The sequence below is a fragment of the Mariniphaga sp. genome, assembly GCF_041687215.1.
In the GTDB taxonomy this organism is placed as follows: Bacteria; Bacteroidota; Bacteroidia; order Bacteroidales; family Prolixibacteraceae; genus Mariniphaga.
In genome coordinates, this window is sequence record NZ_JAWLCI010000034.1 from 1 (window position 1) to 17039 (window position 17039).

Genomic DNA, 17039 nt, shown 5'->3' on the forward strand with positions numbered 1-17039 from the left:
TTTGTTATTTTATGCATCTAATATACTATTATTCAATGGTTTTAACAAAATAAATACACATTAAAATTGAAGATTTTTAATCTGTCAAAGTAGAATTAGGCGTTTATTGATTTTATGAGTTGACTTTGGTTTCCATTTGTAAAGCTTTTTTTATTTTTAACGGAAACTTAAAAAAACAGCAGAATATGTCCGGACACAGTAAATGGTCAACAATAAAACGGAAAAAAGGAGCGCTGGATTCCCGGCGGTCTAAAATATTTTCGAAGCTTTCGAAAGAGATTACTGTTGCTGCAAAAATGGGAGGAGCTGATATTGAGGCCAATCCGCGACTGCGCCTGGCGGTGCAAAACGCCAAAGGGCAGAATATGTCAAAAGATGTGATTGAACGGGCCATCAATAAAGCAGAAAAAGATACCTCCAATTTTGAGGAAATGACTTTCGAAGGTTACGGCCCGGGTGGGGTTGCCATTTTTGTGGAGTGTCTTTCAGATAATAATAACCGCACGGTGGGGAGTGTACGTTCAGCTTTCACCAAACACAACGGGCACCTCGCCACAAATGGTTCAGTGGCTTTTCTTTTCGATACGAAAGGAATTTTTGTGGTGCCTGCGAACGATAAAACTGAAGCCGAAGAATTTGAATTGGAGATGATTGATGCCGGTGCCGAAGAAATGGAAGAAAATGAAGGATTTATTGAAATAACATCGGCCCTGGAAGATTTTGGCAGCATATCAAAAAAGCTTGAGGAACTTGACGTAGAGCCCGAAAGTCAGGGTTTGCAGAGGATTCCAAATACCACAACTGTTTTGGAAATTGAAGATGCGAAAAAAGTGCTCCGGTTGTTGGATCGCCTTGAGGACGATGATGATGTGCAGAATGTTTACCACAACCTTGAAATAACTCCGGAACTGGAGGAAGCAATGGCTTCAGAATGATTTTAGGGTTTCGCAGGAAAATTCAAAGTTGAATGCCGGGCAATGGGAATGGAATTTAATCGTTAAACAATCAATGGATTTTTGAATTATATTTGCAACCTCAATTAATGAGAAACATGAGGGCACTGTTTTTAATTTTATCGGGATTGTTTTTGAGCCACTTATTGGCGGCGCAGGTCACATTTCCTGCTGTGCCCGAAAATCAGCCGGTTGATTCTTTACAAACTGACTCCATTTCGCTTGAAATTCTTGAGGAATTAAATATCAATCAGGATTCAAGGTTGGAAAATATGCTGAAATGGCATCTTCAAAATAACCGGAAACGCGACGGAATGGAAGGTTTTCGCGTGGAAATATTTTTTAGTTCAGCGTTAAATGCCAAAGAACAAGCATTAAAAAGGAAAAAGGAATTTCTATCGAAATATCCTGAATATAACGTACATGTAAAATTCACTGCCCCCAATTTCAGGGTGCGGGTTGGCGATTTCAGAACAAAAAATGAAGCTTTAAAATTGCATAAAAAAATTCAGGCAGATTATCCCGGTGCTTTTATTATTCCGGATATTATTGATTTTCCTTTGTTGAATTCAGAAAATTATGAGCGACCAGATTAAGCACGAATGTGGAATTGCATTAATTCGCTTACTTAAGCCTTTATCGTATTATAAAAAAAAATACGGCACGTGGAGATACGGCCTGAACAAGCTGTATCTGCTCATGGAAAAACAACACAACCGCGGACAGGATGGTGCCGGTATGGTTTGTGTTAAAGACCATCTTTCGCCCGGCAGTACATATATGAACCGGTACAGATCAATCGATCAGAATCCTATTCTGGATGTTTTCGACAAAGTAAATAAACCCCTGAAAAAAGCGCAGCGCAAAGGAATTGATGTGGAAAACTGCGACTGGGCTTATGAAAATTATCCATTTGCAGGCGAACTTTATTTGGGTCATTTGCGCTACGGAACATTCGGAAAAAACAGTATTGATTTTGTGCACCCGGTTATGCGTCAAAACAACTGGAAATCGAGAAACCTGGTGCTGGCCGGAAATTTTAACCTCACCAATACAGACGAACTTTTTAAAGTACTCATCGAATTGGGACAACATCCCAAAGCATACACCGATACCGTAACCGCATTGGAAAAAGTAGGACATTTTCTCGATGAAGAAAATCAATTGCTGTTCAGAAAATATAAAAACGAAGGATACCGGAACAACGAAATTTCGCCGCTAATAGAAAAAAACCTTGATATCCAAAATATTTTGGAAAGGGCTACCAAAGACTGGGACGGCGGTTATGCCATGGCCGGATTAATTGGCCACGGCGATGCCTTTGTAGTGCGCGATCCGTGGGGAATTCGCCCCGCACATTATTATCAGGATGATGAAATTGTGGTGGTGGCTTCTGAAAGGCCGGTCATTCAAACCGTTATGAATGTAAGCTGGGAAAAAGTGCATGAAATTACACCCGGCGAGGCACTCATCATTAAAAAGAAAGGGAATGTCAGTCGCCAGATGATTCGGGTGCCGCATAAAAAAAGTTCCTGCTCTTTTGAACGGATTTATTTCTCAAGAGGCAGCGATCGGAATATTTACCGCGAACGGAAAGAACTCGGACGTTTGCTGAGTCCGGCCATTTTGGAAACGATTAATTACGATTTTGAAAATACCGTTTTTTCATACATTCCAAACACTTCTGAAACAGCATTTTATGGAATGATTGAAGGAATTCGCGAATACCTGACCGACTGGAAGATTGAACGCCTGAAAGAAGGAAATGGAAAGCTGACCAACGATGAAATAAAAAAAATTATTTCGTTTGAACCGCGTGTGGAAAAGATTGCCATAAAAGATGTGAAACTGCGCACCTTTATTGCTGATGATGCTCACCGTGACGACCTGGTGGCTCATGTTTATGATGTAACTTATGGTGTTGTGAAAAACAAGGTAGATACTTTGGTGGTAATTGACGATTCCATTGTTCGCGGAACAACTCTTAAAAACAGCATCCTGAGAATACTCGACAGGTTGCATCCCAAAAAAATAATTGTGGTTTCATCAGCTCCGCAAATCAGGTATCCCGATTGTTACGGAATTGACATGGCCCAACTTGATAAGTTTATTGCGTTTAATGCAACCATCGAATTATTAAAAGACCAGGGTAAAGAGCATATTATTGAAGAGGTTTACCGCAAATGTAAAGACCAGGAAAACCTTCCCAAAGAAGAAATGGTGAACTATGTTCGTGAAATTTACCGCTCGTTCACACCCGAGCAAATTTCAGCAAAAATTGCCGAAGTTTTAAAACCCGAAGATTGTGAAGCAGAAGTGGAAATCGTTTATCAGTCAATAGAAAACCTGCATAAAGCTTGTCCGAACGACACCGGCGACTGGTATTTCACCGGAAATTATCCAACCCCGGGAGGTAACAGAGTGGTAAATGCCTCCTTTATTAATTACATGGAAGGGAAGAACGAGCGCGCCTATTGAATTTTGTTAATAAAAATTAAAACATTTTCAGGCATAACGTGTTTTAGTTAGTGCCTCTGAAAATGGAAGAACAATTTGTCATGGCGTATTATTAATCTTTCCCTCGGGGAAAAAATTATCTTCCTTTTTTCAGGGGCTTTTTTAGTTTGAATTCTAGGTTAAATCCTTGGTACTTAAAAGGTTTTAATTTTTCTTTTAGGGGTTGACAATTAGCGGGTTATAGCTTTTTTGTTTTAAGGTCTGATTTTTAATATTTTAGCCTCCCACATAAACTTCCTATCTTTGCAAAGCAAAAATCAACTAACGTAATGTATTGTAAAATTGAAGGGAAAGATTTATACGATATTGAAACGACCAATATTGTTCAGCAATCTTCGTTTTGGGGAAAAATAAAAAACAGGCAGGGATTTAAACCGGTTGCATTCGAATACCATGTTTCTGACGATTTGTTATTACCGACTTCATCGGGGAAACAGTTGATTCAGGATGATTTGCTGGTGCTTCTCCGTTATGTTGACAGTAAACATTGCATTGCTTATATACCTTATGGTCCTGAAGAAGAACCGGCTGATGAAAATCAGGGTGTATTTCTGGAGGAACTTTCAGAAGTGTTGCGTCCTCACCTTCCCAAAAACTGCATTTTAATACGATACGATTTGCCCTGGGAAAACCAGTGGGCTCACGAAGACGATTATTTCGACAGCAACGGAAACTGGCTCGGGCCACCGTCGCACAAAAACCAGGAATTTAGAGTAAATTTTAATACACAGAATTGGAACCTGCATAAAAGTCCGAGCGACAATCTTCCATCCAATACCATTTTTTTGGATTTGGCAAGTGGAGAAGAAGCATTGTTGCAAAAAATGAAACCAAAAACACGCTACAACATCCGGTTGTCAGCGCGAAAAGGTGTTCAGGTAAAAAGTTACGGAACTAACATGCTGGAAACATGGTACGATTTGTACAAAGAAACTTCAGCCCGGAACAGGATTACTCTCCATCCGAAAGAAAATTTCTACACTTTTATGGAAATGCAGAAAAACGAAGATGTAGATACCCGGCTGTTAATGGCTGATCACGAAGGTGAATTTCTTGCTGCTATGTTTTTGGTACTTTCCAAAAAGCGGGGAACTTACATGTACGGAGCTTCTTCAGGAAATAAGCGGAATTTGATGGCTGCCTATGCAGTTCAGTGGGAGGGAATCCGGCTGGCACAGCAGGCAGGTTGCGAAGAATATGATATGTTTGGGGCAGCGCCAAATCCAAACAGTTCACATCCCATGTACGGTTTGTACCGGTTTAAAAGTGGTTTTGGCGGCCAAATGGTTCACCGTATGGGCTGTTGGGATTATCCGCTTGATGAAGAACAGTATCGGGCTTTCAGGGCACAGGAGGTAAATTTTCAGGGGTATCATAATTAATACCTGACTCCAGCCAGGTAAAATCCAAAATTCAGAAAAATATAGGCTAAAATGGTTAGCGCCAGACCGTAAACGTTTAGTGTAACAAGTAAAACAACAGCAATTGCCAGGAAAATATACCGATACCAATTCTCATTCCATTTCAGGTTTTTAACCTTTAATGAGAACATAGGTAGTGTTATTACCATCATTCCTGAGGTGAACAAGCCGAGTATCAACAAAATGCGGGTGGAAAAGATATGTTGGAAAAGCTCCGGATATTTGGACACTTCCAGCATTAAACCCATGGAGGCCCAAAATATTCCGTTGGCCGGAATGGGTAGCCCCCTGAAAAAAGGTTCGTCAGACTGAACAGCATTGAACCGGGCCAGCCGAACAGCACCAAATACAGGCATGAGTAGGGCCGAAAATAGAATTAACCACTGGTCCCAACGGGCTGCAATCTGGTAAATGGGCTGGTTTATTTCGAACAATGAAAACTCAAGCAGAGTGAACAAAATGGCTGCCGGCGCCAGACCGAATGAAACCAGGTCGGCCAGCGAATCGAGCTGTTTTCCCAACTCAGAATAAGCTTTAAAAATGCGGGCTGCAAAACCGTCGAGAAAATCGAAAACGGCTGCGAGGCAAATAAAAATTCCGGCCCAGATGAGGTGGCCGTCAATGGCAAAAATAACTGCCAGCGAACCTGCTGCCAAATTCAGCGAAGTGATAAAATTGGGTATTTGCTTTATCACCGGGTTCATTCTCATTTATTTTAAGGTGGCAATTACTGTTTTTCCACCCACCGATTTATGGTGCAACTGAACTTGAACTTCTGCATTGGCAGGCAAAAAAAGATCGACCCGCGAACCAAAACGAATAAAACCATATTCTTCGCCTTGTTCTGCCTTGTGTCCTGATTTTTTATAGGTAACTATCCGCTGGGCCACTGTGCCTGCAATCTGGCGGGATAAGATTTCTGTGCCGTCTTTCATTTTAAAAACGGTAGAACAACGCTCGTTCAATTCTGAAGATTTTTTTACAAATGCAGGATAATATGCGCCACGTATATGGTTTTGGTAAATTATTTCTCCGCTAACCGGAGAACGGTTTTGATGTACATTAAAAACCGACATGAAAATACTTACCTGCAGGCGTTCATCTTTAAAATATTCCTTTTCATAAACTTTTATTATCTCCACAATTTTCCCGTCGGCAGGTGCCAGTATATGTTGGTTGTTTTTTTCAATATCGCGTTTTGGTACTCGAAAAAAGAAAACAATTAATGTGGCCAGAAAAAGCGAAACGGCCATCAGAACATAAAAAATGAGATAATCACGCAACAAAAAATAAATGATTACATCGAGCAGGGCCAGAACGAAAAAGGCCACCGGAATTATTTTTTTCCCTTCCTTATGAATTTGCATATCGTACTATAAATTTCCCGACAAAGTTAACCAAACATAAACAACTGGTATAACAAAAAGCAAACTATCGAAACGGTCGAGCAAACCTCCGTGCCCTGGTAAAATGGTACCCGAATCTTTTACTTTTAGCCGCCGCTTGATGGTAGATTCAAAAAGGTCGCCTAAAGTTCCAAAAACAATAACCAGAATCGAAATAAACATCCAGCTTACAGTTGAAATATCTTTGAATAAAAGTGAGTTGATTACTCCCATAATTAATGCGAAAATGGTACCTCCAATGCATCCTTCCCACGATTTATTGGGCGATATTTTTTTATGGATTTTATGTTTTCCGAATTTTGAACCAAACAAATAGGCCATGGAATCATAAATCCAAACAATAAACAGTACTCCAATTAATACGTTGGAATTAAAAACCGGAAAATTTGGATAGCCGGGATGAACCATAAAGTTTAGTAAACTGAAAGGGATAGCTACATAAACAAAACCGGTAAAGGTTACTGCACTGTTTTGTAATATACCCGAGCGCTCACTAAATGCTTCAAACAGAAAAATAAAAATTAGAGCTGGTATAAAAATCAGGTACGATTTTGTGGGCAGAATGTTGTTTACCATTCCGAAACAGATTAGGAAAAACAATACTCCCAGAGTTAGCCCGGTATTTTTTCTTGGCGAATTTCCTGCCTTTTCAACTAACTGGTAAAATTCCAGTTGCGTAAGAAATAAGAACGAGCCAAAAACAACTGCAAACAAAACCGGATGAATAGCAGCTCCGGCCAGCATCAACAAAATATATACAATCCCGGTTAAGGATCGCCTGCTTAAATCTTTCAACGCTTTAATTCTTTTAACAGTTCAAGCGCTTTTTGCTCTTCATTTTCTTCAACATAAACCACATAATCTCCAAACGACTGGTAAGCCGTATCATGTTGATTCATAATAACAACCTTAAGGCCGGCATTCTCAAGTATGTCTTTGGCAATGGTTGCTTTGTATTCATGTGCCGTTAAAAACACATCTTTCCATCCTTTTTCCATAATGAAATTTTATCGGTTTAAGCTGAAACTGTTTTACTTTCTGTGCTTTCATCTTTGCTCTCTGATTTTCCAGGAGCTTCTTCTTTTTTTACTTTACCCTGACCGTTGTCGTTCTCTATCAATTTCTTATCCCAGGGTCGTTTGCCAAAAATATGTTCAAGGTCTTCACTAAAAATTACCTCCCGCTCCAACAATTGTTCAGCCAGCTTTTCGTGCCCTTCGGAATGTTCTTTTAAAACCTTTTTAGCTCGTTGGTATTGACTATCAATTATTATTTTTACTTCCTCGTCAATAAGCTCAGCAGTTTTTTCGCTGTAAGGTTTGGTAAAGGAGTAATCCGATTGGCCTGAAGAGTCATAATAGCTCACATTTCCTACCTTTTCGCTCATTCCAAAATAGCTCACCATAGCATACGCCTGTTTGGTCACTTTTTCCAGGTCGTTTTGAGCGCCGGAAGAAACCCGTCCGAAAATAAGTTGTTCGGCAGCCCTGCCGCCCAGTGCCGAGCACATTTCATCAAGTAGTTGTTCTTTTGTTGTGATGGAGCGTTCTTCGGGTAAATACCATGCTGCGCCCAAAGCTTTTCCGCGGGGTACAATGGTAACTTTTACCAGGGGGTGAGCATGCTCGAGCAGCCAACTTATGGTTGCGTGGCCGGCTTCGTGGTAGGCGATTGTTTTCTTTTCGTCTTTCGAAATAATTTTATTCTTTTTTTCCAGGCCACCTATAATCCGGTCAACCGCATCGAGGAAGTCCTGTTTGGTAACAGCTTCCTTGTTTTTGCGGGCTGCAATAAGTGCGGCTTCGTTGCACACATTGGCGATGTCGGCGCCTGAGAATCCTGGCGTTTGTTTGGCCAAAAATTCCACCTTGGCATCATCACCCAGCTTAAGGGGGCGAAGATGAACTTTAAAAATTTCAGCACGTTCAACCAGGTCGGGAAGTTCCACATGAATCTGTCGGTCGAAACGGCCGGCGCGCATTAAAGCCCGGTCGAGAATATCGGCGCGGTTGGTAGCGGCAAGGATGATTACACCGCTGTTGGTATCGAAACCATCCATTTCTGTAAGTAACTGGTTGAGTGTGTTTTCCCTTTCGTCATTCGATCCGAAATTCGGATTTTTTCCCCGTGCCCGGCCAATGGCATCAATTTCGTCAATAAATATAATACACGGCGCTTTTTCCTTGGCTTGTTTAAACAAATCGCGCACACGAGAAGCTCCAACGCCTACAAACATTTCAACAAAATCGGATCCCGACATAGAAAAGAATGGAACACTGGCCTCGCCGGCCACAGCACGTGCAAGCAAAGTTTTTCCTGTTCCGGGAGGTCCTACCAAAAGGGCTCCTTTGGGAATTTTTCCACCTAACTTGGTAAATTTTGCAGGATTTCTCAGAAACTCTACAATTTCTTCAACTTCCTGTTTGGCTTCTGCCAGTCCGGCTACATCTTTAAACGAGGTAGTAACTTTCTGATCTTTATCGAATATTTTTGCCTGCGATTTACCCACGTTAAAAATTCCGCCTGCGCCTCCGCCTGCACCACGGCTCATCCTTCTGAAAATCCAGAGCCACAGCAGGATAATAAGTACGAATGGGCCAACCGTCCAGAGGAGTTCACCAGCCCAGTTACGTTCTTCCTTGTATTCAGGCAGAATTTCGTCAGCAGTACCTTCCTGTGCTTCCCTCAGGTTACGTTCAAAAGTTTCTACTGAACCAATGGTAAATGTAAAATGCGGACCTTCTTCTGCCGGCTTGGAGTAATTTTCATTAAATTGTGGTTCATATTTTTGAAGGCTGTTCTTTTTAATGTAAATGTTAGCCTTTTTTTCATTAACCACAACAATTCGTTCAATGTCGTTATTGACCAGCATGGTCGATTTAACATCGCTCCAGTTGGTTTCAACCGGACTGCTGCTGGTACTCAGGTAATACTGAACTCCGATAAAAACAACGGCAATAAGCCCGTAAACCCAGTAGGCATTAAATTTCGGGCCTTTGGGATTTTTCTTATCACTTTTTTTGCTGGTCCCCATAAACGGATTATTGGGAGGAGGGGGAGGTGTTTGTTTTTTATTTTTGTCTATCTCTGCCATATTTTGTTTCTAGTTTTCTGAATCTTCTTTTGTAATTTTTGCATCAGACCAAAGCCCTTCAAGGTTGTAAAAATCACGCGCCTGTTCATGAAAAACATGAACTACAATTTCGCCGTAATCAAGCAAAACCCAAATCGAGTTTTTGTAACCTTCAACATGCCATGCATTCTCTTTTGTTTCCAATTTCACAGTTTCTTCTACCGATTGTGCTATGGAACTTACCTGTGTGGTAGAAGTTCCGTGACAAATGATAAAGTAACCACACTCAGTATATTGTATCGTATTTAAATCAATAATGGTTATTTCTTTCCCTTTTACTTTTCTGATTCCTTCGAGGACTGCTTCTTTTATTTTTTCAGTAATTTTTGTGTTTTTATTCATAAATAACTTTTAACCCTGCAAAGATATATTTTTTGCCTTACTTCTAATTTGTATTTTCCATTTACGTTGTTGATTTGCAGTTTGCAATAAAAAAATTACAACTTTGTGCCATAATTAACCAAAACAATGAAGCAAAGTTTCAACATCAAATTAAAATGACAGAAGAAAATTTTAGTTTATTCATATTAAGTGATACCGATTCAACCAACAACTATGCCAACCGGCTTATAACAGAGGGCAAGGCGAAAAATGGCAGTGTTGTGCTGTCACATTATCAGACAAATGGCAGAGGACAGCGTGGAAATACATGGGAAAGTGCCCCGGGAAAAAACCTGCTGGCAAGTATTGTTTTATTTCCGAAGTTTCTTCCACCCGGAAAACAGTTTTATTTATCCAAAATTGCAAGCCTTGCGCTTTATGATTTACTTGTGAAACACACACAGGGAGTTACGGTTAAATGGCCCAACGATATTTATGTGGGGAACAAAAAAATTGCAGGAATTTTAATCGAGACTTCTATTTTGGGAAACCAGTTTCATTCGGCAGTGGTGGGTATTGGTTTGAACCTGAATCAGGAAATTTTTTCCGAGGAACTGCCCAATCCGGTTTCCCTGAAGTTATTGACTGGTAAAGATTACGATATAAAAGAAACGGCGCTTAATTTTAGGGGATTTTTTATGAAGTGGTACCAAAAACTGGAAACCTGGAATATTGCCGAAATTGATGCTGCTTATCATGAATATTTATTCAGAATAAAAGAGTGGTCTGTTTTCCAGAAGAATGACAAACGTTTTGAGGCAAGAATTTTAGGAACAGGCGAATATGGGCAACTGATTTTGGAAGATCGAACAGGAAATCAAACTTTTTACATGTTCAAAGAGATAGAATTTGTTACCTGAAGAGAATCCCTGAGAATTATTTGTAAGGCAGATTTTTCAGGGTTTCAGCCAACTGGTTAATTCCTTCCTGAAGTTTGTCGCCGGCCATCATTTTAATCATCATGTTCATATCGGCATGTAATGTTAAGCGCATTTTGGTTTGAAATGCCGAAACGGGCAACAACTGAATCCAGAAGGTAATGCTTAGAGGCAATCCTCCCGAGCTTTCCACTTTAATGGATTTGTGGGGTTCACGGTTTACTATCCTGATTTTTGCCAGGCCAAAACCGGTAATGTTAAACCGGCACGAATCGCGGTCAGATTCGAAGTCGCTGATTTTTACCTGCGGAATTTGTTTGGTAATTTTTTCAATCAATCCCGAGTTCAGGTATTCCGAAAGGTTTTCGAAATTGGAGAGGTAATCGAAAACAATTTGCTGATTGTGTTCGATGAGTTTAACGTCGCTAATGTATTTATGTACGCTCATGGTTTTATTTCTTTCCCCAGTTTGCCGGATCTTCGCGCCACTCCATTAAGGTTTCAATCTGGTCTTTTGAGATTTCGCCGGCTTCAAGTGCTGTGTCAATCAACACCTGGTAGCGGCTGAGCGGAGTCAGTTCGATGTTTGCTTTTTTGAATTTTTCTTTGGCCACATCGAAGTTGTAAGTAAAAATGGAGAGCATTCCAATTACTTCTCCACCAAAATTATTCACTGCTTCGGCTGCTTTCAGACTGCTTTCGCCGGTGGAAACCAAATCTTCAATAACCACCACTTTTTGTCCCGGTTTCAGGTCGCCTTCAATCAGGTTTTCCAGTCCGTGGCCTTTCGGTTTTGAGCGAATGTAAATAAAAGGCAAACCCAGTTTATCGGCTACCAAAACCCCGTGGGCAATAGCTCCGGTGGCTACTCCGGCAATTACTTCTGCCTGCGGGTATTTTTTTTGAATAATTTCCACAAATTTGTCGCGGATAAACGAACGGGTTTCGGGAAACGACAAAATTTTACGGTTGTCGCAATATATGGGCGATTTCCAGCCCGAGGCCCAAGTAAACGGACTTAAAGGCTGAACTTTGATGGTATCAATTTCGAGCAGTTTTTTTGTAACTTCAATTTGTGTTCGTTCCATAATTTTAGTGTATTTAAAACGATGTAAATTTTTACGATGAAACAAATGTATAAAGTTTTTCTGAATGACCGGTTGATTGAAATTGGCGACTCCGTGAATGACAAAAAAAATAACCTCGTGGTAAAATTTGATGAACAGACCAGTGCAGACGACATTCAAAGTTGGTTGGCTGATTTTATTACCCAAAATTCAGAGAAAGTTACACTGGGTCACCCAAATCCCGACCATTTTCTTCAGCTCTTACGTTCTGCTTTTCTTGAAGTTCCGGCTGCCGGTGGCATGGTAATATCGGAAGACCGCCTGTTGTTTATTTTCCGTAACGGAAAGTGGGATTTGCCCAAAGGAAAAATTGATAAAAACGAAACTTCAGCCGAAGCGGCATTGCGTGAAGTTTCTGAGGAATGTGGCATTTCAGGCCAAAGAATTGAAAAACAACTGCCGTCAACATTTCATATTTATCAATCGCCTTATGCAAAAACAAAAGGGCAATGGATTTTTAAAGAAACATTCTGGTTTGAAATGATTTACAACGGAACGGACGAAATTTCCCCGCAACAGGAAGAAGGAATTACGGAAGTTAGATGGTTTAGAAAAAATGAACTGGATGAAGTGCTGGCAAACACCTATGAAAACCTGAAACAGATTATTTTTCTCTACTGCGACTGATTACGCTGGCGTTCAAATAATTCCTGTCTGAGAAACAAGCCGAACTGCTGCTCAAATCCGTCGAGTGGCGCTTTGGCCTGCTGAAAAATAACTTCATGGTTTTCGTTCAGCAAAAAACAGGTAGGGAACGATTTTACCCTGTACTTTTCAATAAAATCATCATTTTCGTCTATCAAATGAATGCCCGGAATATTTTCTTTATCCAAAAACATTTTCATTTCAATGAGGTCGGTTTTTCGCAAAACAATAATTATTTCAAGGTATTTCTGAAATTGCTCCTGCGTCCGGGTGAGGTATTTCAGGTGCTCGCGGCAAACTATCATTTCAGTATCGGCAAAAATCAGGTATTTAAATTTTTCTTCTCCGGCAGAATCTTCGTTGGTACACACCCGGTGACCGTCGGTGTTTTTCAGGCAAATAACAGGCGCTTTGCTCCCTTTTCGAAGGAATTCCAGTTTTTCAAAAACATTTATAGAAGTTTCACGGATGAATAAATAAGTATGTTGCCGGAATGTGGATGAACTTAACATATTTAAAATATCTTTTTGCGAAAAATCGCCAGAATAAAAGGCATCGTGCAACATTTTTAACAGAGCGAGGTCGGCAACCGTACCTGAAATTTTATACTTTTCATTCAGGAAATTTCTGAAAAAAGCAATATTTTTTGCAGCAACTGCCTGCCTGATTTCCGTTCCGGTTGCAGAACGAACTTCGAAACTGAGTTTATTGGTAAAGGATTTTTCAAACAATTCAATAAATGCCGGATGATTCCAAAATTCATTTTTAGTTGTCGCCAATTCTTCTGTCACTTTTTCGGGTGATAATCTGAATGCATCGGCTTCCAATGCTTTTAATTTTAGTTTTTTATGCTGAATGAAAGTTGGATGGTTTTGTTTTTCAAAATGATTTTCCAGCATGTGGCTGACCGAATCGAATGCACTTTTCGACTGGTTAAAGTAAAGTTGGTCGAAAAACCGGTCTAAAAGTTCGTTTAAACGGGTGTCGAAATTAGAAATGTTATCGTTTAAACGATTTCCTTCTTTTGTTGCAAACCAAAACTCCACCGGTTTAAAATAGGGATTTTTACTGTCGGCAAAAGATTTTTCACGAAACGGTGGCAATAACAGTTCAACGGTTTTTTCGGGCTCCAGAAAAATCATGCCGCGGTAAATACCAAAGTCACTGAAGACAAATGTGGTTTGATTCACTTTTACATCGGCAGAAAAATTTCCCTCCCTGTCTGCCTCGAGCGAGAAAACATGAATTTTTTTCTGAGTTACCGGGTCTGAAAACCGAAAGAAATCAAGCTTTTTGCCGGCATATTCCTTGTTTTTGCCTTCAATTTTGGTGGCAACCGAAAACCCGGAAAAAATTAATATGAAAAAAGCCGAAAGAACCAGTTTTACCATGCAGAATTTATTCGTTTTATTCAGATTTAAATTCACTCATATCGAGTCCTTTGGGAAGGAACATGCTGGCGTCGCCACCGTGGAAAACAATATCGCGAATGATGGTAGCATTAATTGGGGTATGTTCCGGCAAAGTGAGCAGAAATACCGTTTCAATTTCCGGGTGCATTTTTTTATTCACTTGTGCAATGGCCCGCTCGTATTCAAAATCGGCCGAAGTACGCAATCCCCTTAAAATGTACCGGGCGCCAACTTCTTTGCAAAAATCCACAGTCAGACCTTCATGTACGCGAACCTCTACTTTTTCGTCATGCTTGAAAACCTGGTTGATCCATTTTAAACGTTTTTCAAGCGAGAAAAATGATTTTTTATTGGCATTGAACCCAATCATCACAATTATTTTATCGAACATGGGAATGGCGCGCCGAAGGATGGATTCGTGACCTATGGTAAACGGATCGAAAGACCCTGGAAATATGGCTATTTTCATGGTTGTAGATTATTTGGTTATATACGGAGTGCTTTTTTCATAAAGTATATCCGGATCAAAATCCGCTTCATTATCCCACTGAATGGTGTCAAAACTTTTTTTAACTGTATTAAATATTTTTTTATTCTTCAGTTCTCTGTATAATTCAAGTTCCAAATAAGGTTTCATATCAAGTTTTCGCGTTTCTCCATTATTGAATACCAATAAGAGAGTATATTCTGAGGAAGGTTTTACATCCCTTAATTCAATTTTCATAAACTACTATTTTAACGGTTCTATTTTAAAAGGTTTTTCACCATTTTGACAAAGTTGCCAGTCAGCAAAAAGTTCCTCTTTATGAATTTCTAACCATGCCTGAATCAGGCGGAGTTGTTTCGAAGGAAATATGCCATATAATATTTCTCCATTTTCAATATTAATTGACGCCTTTTCATCTTTATAATAAACATGAATATGTGGTGGATTATGTTCTTTTGGTGCATAATACATCCTGATGATAATACCATAAAACATAGAAATTGTTGGCATAACTCATTTTTTTATAGGAGCAAATTTAATGATTAATGCTTAAATCCCTTTATTTTGCCCTTTTAAAAGAAATAACGGTTGAATCGGATTTTATTATATACTTTTTGGACCATAGCATTTTTACTGGTCATCCTGGCCTGGATTTCCGGGTTGTTTATTGACTTAACCGGCGACTCGGGTTTGTATGCCGCCATCTCACGGCAAATGGTGGAGTCGGGCGACTGGCTGAACCTGAAAATCAACGGCGAACCCTACGACCAGAAACCGCACCTGTTTTTCTGGCTGGCGAGTTTGGGAATTCAATTGTTTGGAAACCAGAACTGGGCGTTCAAACTGTTCCCGTTTCTTTTTGGTATTAGCAGCATTTATTTTACTTACAGGCTGGCTCGGCTGATTTACAATGAACTTTCAGGAAAACTGGCCGCGCTGCTTGCCGGAACTTCACAAATGTTTTTTCTCTATTTTTTTGATTTTCATACCGACACGGTTTTACAGGCAGCAGTTACTTTAGCCATTTGGCAGTTAGCCGAATATTTGGAAAATAAGAATTGGTTAAGTTTTATTTTCGGCTTTACAGGAATTGGCCTGGCTATGTTAACCAAAGGCCCGGTTGGCGCGGTTTTGCCCTTCTTTTTTGTGCTCATTTTTTTGTTGTTGAAAAAGGATTTTCGCCAGCTTTTCCATCCCAAATGGATTTTGGGGATTTTGCTGGTTTTAATCATCATTTCACCAACGCTTTACCACTTGTGGCAAAGCTTTGGCGCCGAAGGGCTCCGTTTTTATTTTATCGATAACAATTTGGGACGGGTGACCGGCAAAGTAGCCGGCTCCAGCACCGATCCGTTTTTTTACCTGTATAACCTGCTTTGGGCGTTTTTGCCCTGGACCATCATTTTCCTTTCGGCACTTGGGGGTGAAATCATCAGTTGGTTTTATGCGCCAAAACCCAGCAAAATGGGTATTTCCATTTTTGGAAGTATGTTAATTTTATTTGTGGTTTACAGCATTGCCCGTGGTAAAGCGCCCAATTACCTGATGATGTTTGTTCCGTTGCTTTCGGTTGTAGCCGCAGGAAGAATGAAGTATTATTTGCTTTGGCCATCGTTTTTAACAAACCGTTTGATTTACGGCCAGATTTTTATGCTGCTTTTAATTTGTGTTTTACTCTTTATTTCGGGCTATTATATTCTGGTTTCGGATTTTTTTGTTCCGGTTTTGTTTTTGTCCGGAATAGTGGTTTTGTCGGGTCTGTATATCGCAATCGACCGAAATCGCTGGAACCGGTTGATGCTTTCTTCTATTGTGGTAACCGCTGTGTTTAACCTGTTTTTGAATACACAGGTTATTCCGTTTCTGTTTACTTACCAGGGACATTCGCAGGCGCTGGAAATTTTTGAAGCTCATGAACCCGATAAAAAACAGCTTTATAATTTTGATTTGGAAGAATATGAGCTGTTTTTTAATGCGAAAGATTCTGTGCGGAATATAACTTCATGGGAACAACTTTATGGAGTTATGGAAAAACCGGAAACGTGGATTTACACCGGCGAAGATAAATTCAGATATATTCTGTTTATGGGATTTCCTGTAGATACAGTTTATGAAATAAAACAACGGGGAATGAATCAGATTTCGAGTGAGTTTTTAAATCCGGATTCAAGAGAAAGATCGCTTTCATCAAATTATTTGATAAAATCTAAGGGCCAGGGAGAGGAAGTTGCCATTCATCAAAATGATTCAGTTTCTGTTTCGCAAAAAATGGGATTTCATTCGCCTTTTTTTAGAAAGTTATATCCGGGGCATACAGTATTTTTTATCAACATCGGCAAAGTGGATGAGTATGGTCCACAGGCAGTTATTCCGCTTGAAAGAATTCAGGATAAGAACCAGTTTTTAGCAGAAGTTAAACTGGAATACAGAGGATGGTCTGATTTTGCTGACAGGGAAGTTGTTTTGGTTATGTCAGTAGAAAATGAAAACGAGGTTTTGTTTTACAACGTTTTTCCATTGGAATGGAAACCGGAAGAATTACACTGGAAAACGGTTGCCCTTAAACAACATTTTTCAGTTGATTTACCTCAAACGGCGAAACTCAGAGTTTATATCTGGAACAAGGGACAGGAAGAACTGGACTTAAAATCAATGGAAACCACTGTTTCGGGTTATTGA

General features: G+C 39.9%; 19 protein-coding genes. 7 read left to right on the plus strand and 12 right to left on the minus strand.

Annotation, left to right across the window (positions count from 1 at the left end; translation table 11 throughout):
* The first annotated feature begins 185 nt into the window (after positions 1–185).
* The 4 genes from ACESMA_RS12615 to ACESMA_RS12630 all read left to right on the plus strand — a co-directional run bounded on the left by ACESMA_RS12615 (position 186) and on the right by ACESMA_RS12630 (position 4852).
* Complete coding sequence (locus ACESMA_RS12615; protein WP_372949190.1) at positions 186–935, plus strand: YebC/PmpR family DNA-binding transcriptional regulator; 750 nt, start codon at positions 186–188, stop codon at positions 933–935.
* 107 nt (positions 936–1042) lie between these two features.
* Positions 1043–1549, plus strand: coding sequence for an SPOR domain-containing protein (locus ACESMA_RS12620; protein WP_372949191.1), 507 nt, complete (start codon positions 1043–1045; stop codon positions 1547–1549).
* Positions 1533–3431: an amidophosphoribosyltransferase gene (locus ACESMA_RS12625; protein ID WP_372949192.1), complete on the plus strand. Its 1899-nt coding sequence runs from the start codon at positions 1533–1535 to the stop codon at positions 3429–3431. Before ACESMA_RS12620 ends, ACESMA_RS12625 begins: the two co-directional genes overlap by 17 nt.
* Before the next feature lie 308 nt (positions 3432–3739).
* Positions 3740–4852: a lipid II:glycine glycyltransferase FemX gene (locus ACESMA_RS12630; protein ID WP_372949193.1), complete on the plus strand. Its 1113-nt coding sequence runs from the start codon at positions 3740–3742 to the stop codon at positions 4850–4852.
* On the opposite strand, the gene ACESMA_RS12635 is transcribed toward ACESMA_RS12630, so the two are convergent.
* The 6 genes from ACESMA_RS12635 to rsfS are packed head-to-tail and all read right to left on the minus strand — an operon-like array spanning position 4849 to position 9772.
* A complete protein-coding gene (locus ACESMA_RS12635; RefSeq protein ID WP_372949194.1) occupies positions 4849–5595 on the minus strand; it encodes a CDP-alcohol phosphatidyltransferase family protein in 747 nt (248 codons plus the stop codon). The genes ACESMA_RS12630 and ACESMA_RS12635 overlap by 4 nt on opposite strands.
* A gap of 6 nt (positions 5596–5601) precedes the next feature.
* A complete protein-coding gene (locus tag ACESMA_RS12640; RefSeq protein WP_372949195.1) occupies positions 5602–6258 on the minus strand; it encodes a phosphatidylserine decarboxylase family protein in 657 nt (218 codons plus the stop codon).
* A gap of 6 nt (positions 6259–6264) precedes the next feature.
* Positions 6265–7092, minus strand: coding sequence for a phosphatidate cytidylyltransferase (locus ACESMA_RS12645; RefSeq protein ID WP_372949196.1), 828 nt, complete (start codon positions 7090–7092; stop codon positions 6265–6267).
* Complete coding sequence (locus ACESMA_RS12650; protein ID WP_372949197.1) at positions 7089–7295, minus strand: DUF2007 domain-containing protein; 207 nt, start codon at positions 7293–7295, stop codon at positions 7089–7091. Before ACESMA_RS12650 ends, ACESMA_RS12645 begins: the two co-directional genes overlap by 4 nt.
* 17 nt (positions 7296–7312) lie before the next feature.
* Positions 7313–9391 carry an ATP-dependent zinc metalloprotease FtsH gene (gene ftsH / locus ACESMA_RS12655; RefSeq protein WP_372949198.1) on the minus strand — a complete coding sequence of 693 codons (2079 nt, stop codon included), beginning with the start codon at positions 9389–9391 and terminating at the stop codon, positions 7313–7315.
* Positions 9392–9400: 9 nt separating this feature from the next.
* Positions 9401–9772, minus strand: coding sequence for a ribosome silencing factor (gene rsfS / locus ACESMA_RS12660; RefSeq protein ID WP_372949199.1), 372 nt, complete (start codon positions 9770–9772; stop codon positions 9401–9403).
* 155 nt (positions 9773–9927) lie between these two features.
* Here rsfS and ACESMA_RS12665 point away from each other — a divergent pair, with 155 nt between their 5' ends.
* Positions 9928–10671 carry a biotin--[acetyl-CoA-carboxylase] ligase gene (locus tag ACESMA_RS12665; protein WP_372949200.1) on the plus strand — a complete coding sequence of 248 codons (744 nt, stop codon included), beginning with the start codon at positions 9928–9930 and terminating at the stop codon, positions 10669–10671.
* A gap of 16 nt (positions 10672–10687) precedes the next feature.
* Here the strand turns inward: ACESMA_RS12665 and ACESMA_RS12670 are convergent, their stop codons facing one another.
* Together ACESMA_RS12670 and pyrE are read right to left on the minus strand one after the other, a co-directional pair.
* Entirely contained in the window at positions 10688–11137 is a 450-nt protein-coding gene (locus ACESMA_RS12670) for a hypothetical protein (RefSeq protein ID WP_372949201.1), read from the minus strand.
* A gap of 4 nt (positions 11138–11141) precedes the next feature.
* The gene (pyrE, locus tag ACESMA_RS12675) at positions 11142–11777 is read right to left on the minus strand and encodes an orotate phosphoribosyltransferase (RefSeq protein ID WP_372949202.1); all 636 of its coding nucleotides are present in this window, start codon (positions 11775–11777) and stop codon (positions 11142–11144) included.
* 36 nt (positions 11778–11813) lie between these two features.
* On the opposite strand from pyrE, the gene ACESMA_RS12680 reads away from it, so the two are divergent.
* Entirely contained in the window at positions 11814–12443 is a 630-nt protein-coding gene (locus ACESMA_RS12680) for an NUDIX hydrolase (protein WP_372949203.1), read from the plus strand.
* On the opposite strand, the gene ACESMA_RS12685 is transcribed toward ACESMA_RS12680, so the two are convergent.
* Genes ACESMA_RS12685 through ACESMA_RS12700 form a run of 4 tightly spaced genes read right to left on the minus strand, consistent with a single transcriptional unit; the run spans position 12431 to position 14870 of the window.
* Positions 12431–13852 (minus strand): redoxin domain-containing protein, encoded by a 1422-nt coding sequence (locus ACESMA_RS12685; RefSeq protein ID WP_372949204.1) that lies wholly within the window; start codon positions 13850–13852, stop codon positions 12431–12433. The two genes, ACESMA_RS12680 and ACESMA_RS12685, sit on opposite strands and share 13 nt — an antisense overlap.
* A 16-nt stretch (positions 13853–13868) precedes the next feature.
* Complete coding sequence (gene coaD, locus ACESMA_RS12690) at positions 13869–14342, minus strand: pantetheine-phosphate adenylyltransferase (protein WP_372949205.1); 474 nt, start codon at positions 14340–14342, stop codon at positions 13869–13871.
* A gap of 9 nt (positions 14343–14351) precedes the next feature.
* Entirely contained in the window at positions 14352–14597 is a 246-nt protein-coding gene (locus tag ACESMA_RS12695) for a DUF2442 domain-containing protein (protein ID WP_372949206.1), read from the minus strand.
* 6 nt (positions 14598–14603) lie between these two features.
* Positions 14604–14870, minus strand: a complete 267-nt coding sequence (locus tag ACESMA_RS12700) for a DUF4160 domain-containing protein (RefSeq protein ID WP_372949207.1) — start codon at positions 14868–14870, stop codon at positions 14604–14606.
* A 78-nt stretch (positions 14871–14948) separates the two neighbouring features.
* Here ACESMA_RS12700 and ACESMA_RS12705 point away from each other — a divergent pair, with 78 nt between their 5' ends.
* Positions 14949–17039, plus strand: a complete 2091-nt coding sequence (locus ACESMA_RS12705) for an ArnT family glycosyltransferase (RefSeq protein WP_372949208.1) — start codon at positions 14949–14951, stop codon at positions 17037–17039.

Coding starts and splice junctions, on each gene's coding strand:
- ACESMA_RS12670 (WP_372949201.1), bottom strand. CDS start 11,137: ATGAGCGTACATAAATACATTAGCGACGTTAAACTCATCGAACACAAT.
- ACESMA_RS12680 (WP_372949203.1), top strand. CDS start 11,814: ATGAAACAAATGTATAAAGTTTTTCTGAATGACCGGTTGATTGAAATT.
- ACESMA_RS12695 (WP_372949206.1), bottom strand. CDS start 14,597: ATGAAAATTGAATTAAGGGATGTAAAACCTTCCTCAGAATATACTCTC.
- ACESMA_RS12700 (WP_372949207.1), bottom strand. CDS start 14,870: ATGCCAACAATTTCTATGTTTTATGGTATTATCATCAGGATGTATTAT.
- ACESMA_RS12635 (WP_372949194.1), bottom strand. CDS start 5,595: ATGAACCCGGTGATAAAGCAAATACCCAATTTTATCACTTCGCTGAAT.
- ACESMA_RS12615 (WP_372949190.1), top strand. CDS start 186: ATGTCCGGACACAGTAAATGGTCAACAATAAAACGGAAAAAAGGAGCG.
- ACESMA_RS12650 (WP_372949197.1), bottom strand. CDS start 7,295: ATGGAAAAAGGATGGAAAGATGTGTTTTTAACGGCACATGAATACAAA.
- ACESMA_RS12685 (WP_372949204.1), bottom strand. CDS start 13,852: ATGGTAAAACTGGTTCTTTCGGCTTTTTTCATATTAATTTTTTCCGGG.
- ACESMA_RS12640 (WP_372949195.1), bottom strand. CDS start 6,258: ATGCAAATTCATAAGGAAGGGAAAAAAATAATTCCGGTGGCCTTTTTC.
- ACESMA_RS12630 (WP_372949193.1), top strand. CDS start 3,740: ATGTATTGTAAAATTGAAGGGAAAGATTTATACGATATTGAAACGACC.
- ACESMA_RS12620 (WP_372949191.1), top strand. CDS start 1,043: ATGAGAAACATGAGGGCACTGTTTTTAATTTTATCGGGATTGTTTTTG.
- pyrE (WP_372949202.1), bottom strand. CDS start 11,777: ATGGAACGAACACAAATTGAAGTTACAAAAAAACTGCTCGAAATTGAT.
- ftsH (WP_372949198.1), bottom strand. CDS start 9,391: ATGGCAGAGATAGACAAAAATAAAAAACAAACACCTCCCCCTCCTCCC.
- ACESMA_RS12665 (WP_372949200.1), top strand. CDS start 9,928: ATGACAGAAGAAAATTTTAGTTTATTCATATTAAGTGATACCGATTCA.
- rsfS (WP_372949199.1), bottom strand. CDS start 9,772: ATGAATAAAAACACAAAAATTACTGAAAAAATAAAAGAAGCAGTCCTC.
- coaD (WP_372949205.1), bottom strand. CDS start 14,342: ATGAAAATAGCCATATTTCCAGGGTCTTTCGATCCGTTTACCATAGGT.
- ACESMA_RS12625 (WP_372949192.1), top strand. CDS start 1,533: ATGAGCGACCAGATTAAGCACGAATGTGGAATTGCATTAATTCGCTTA.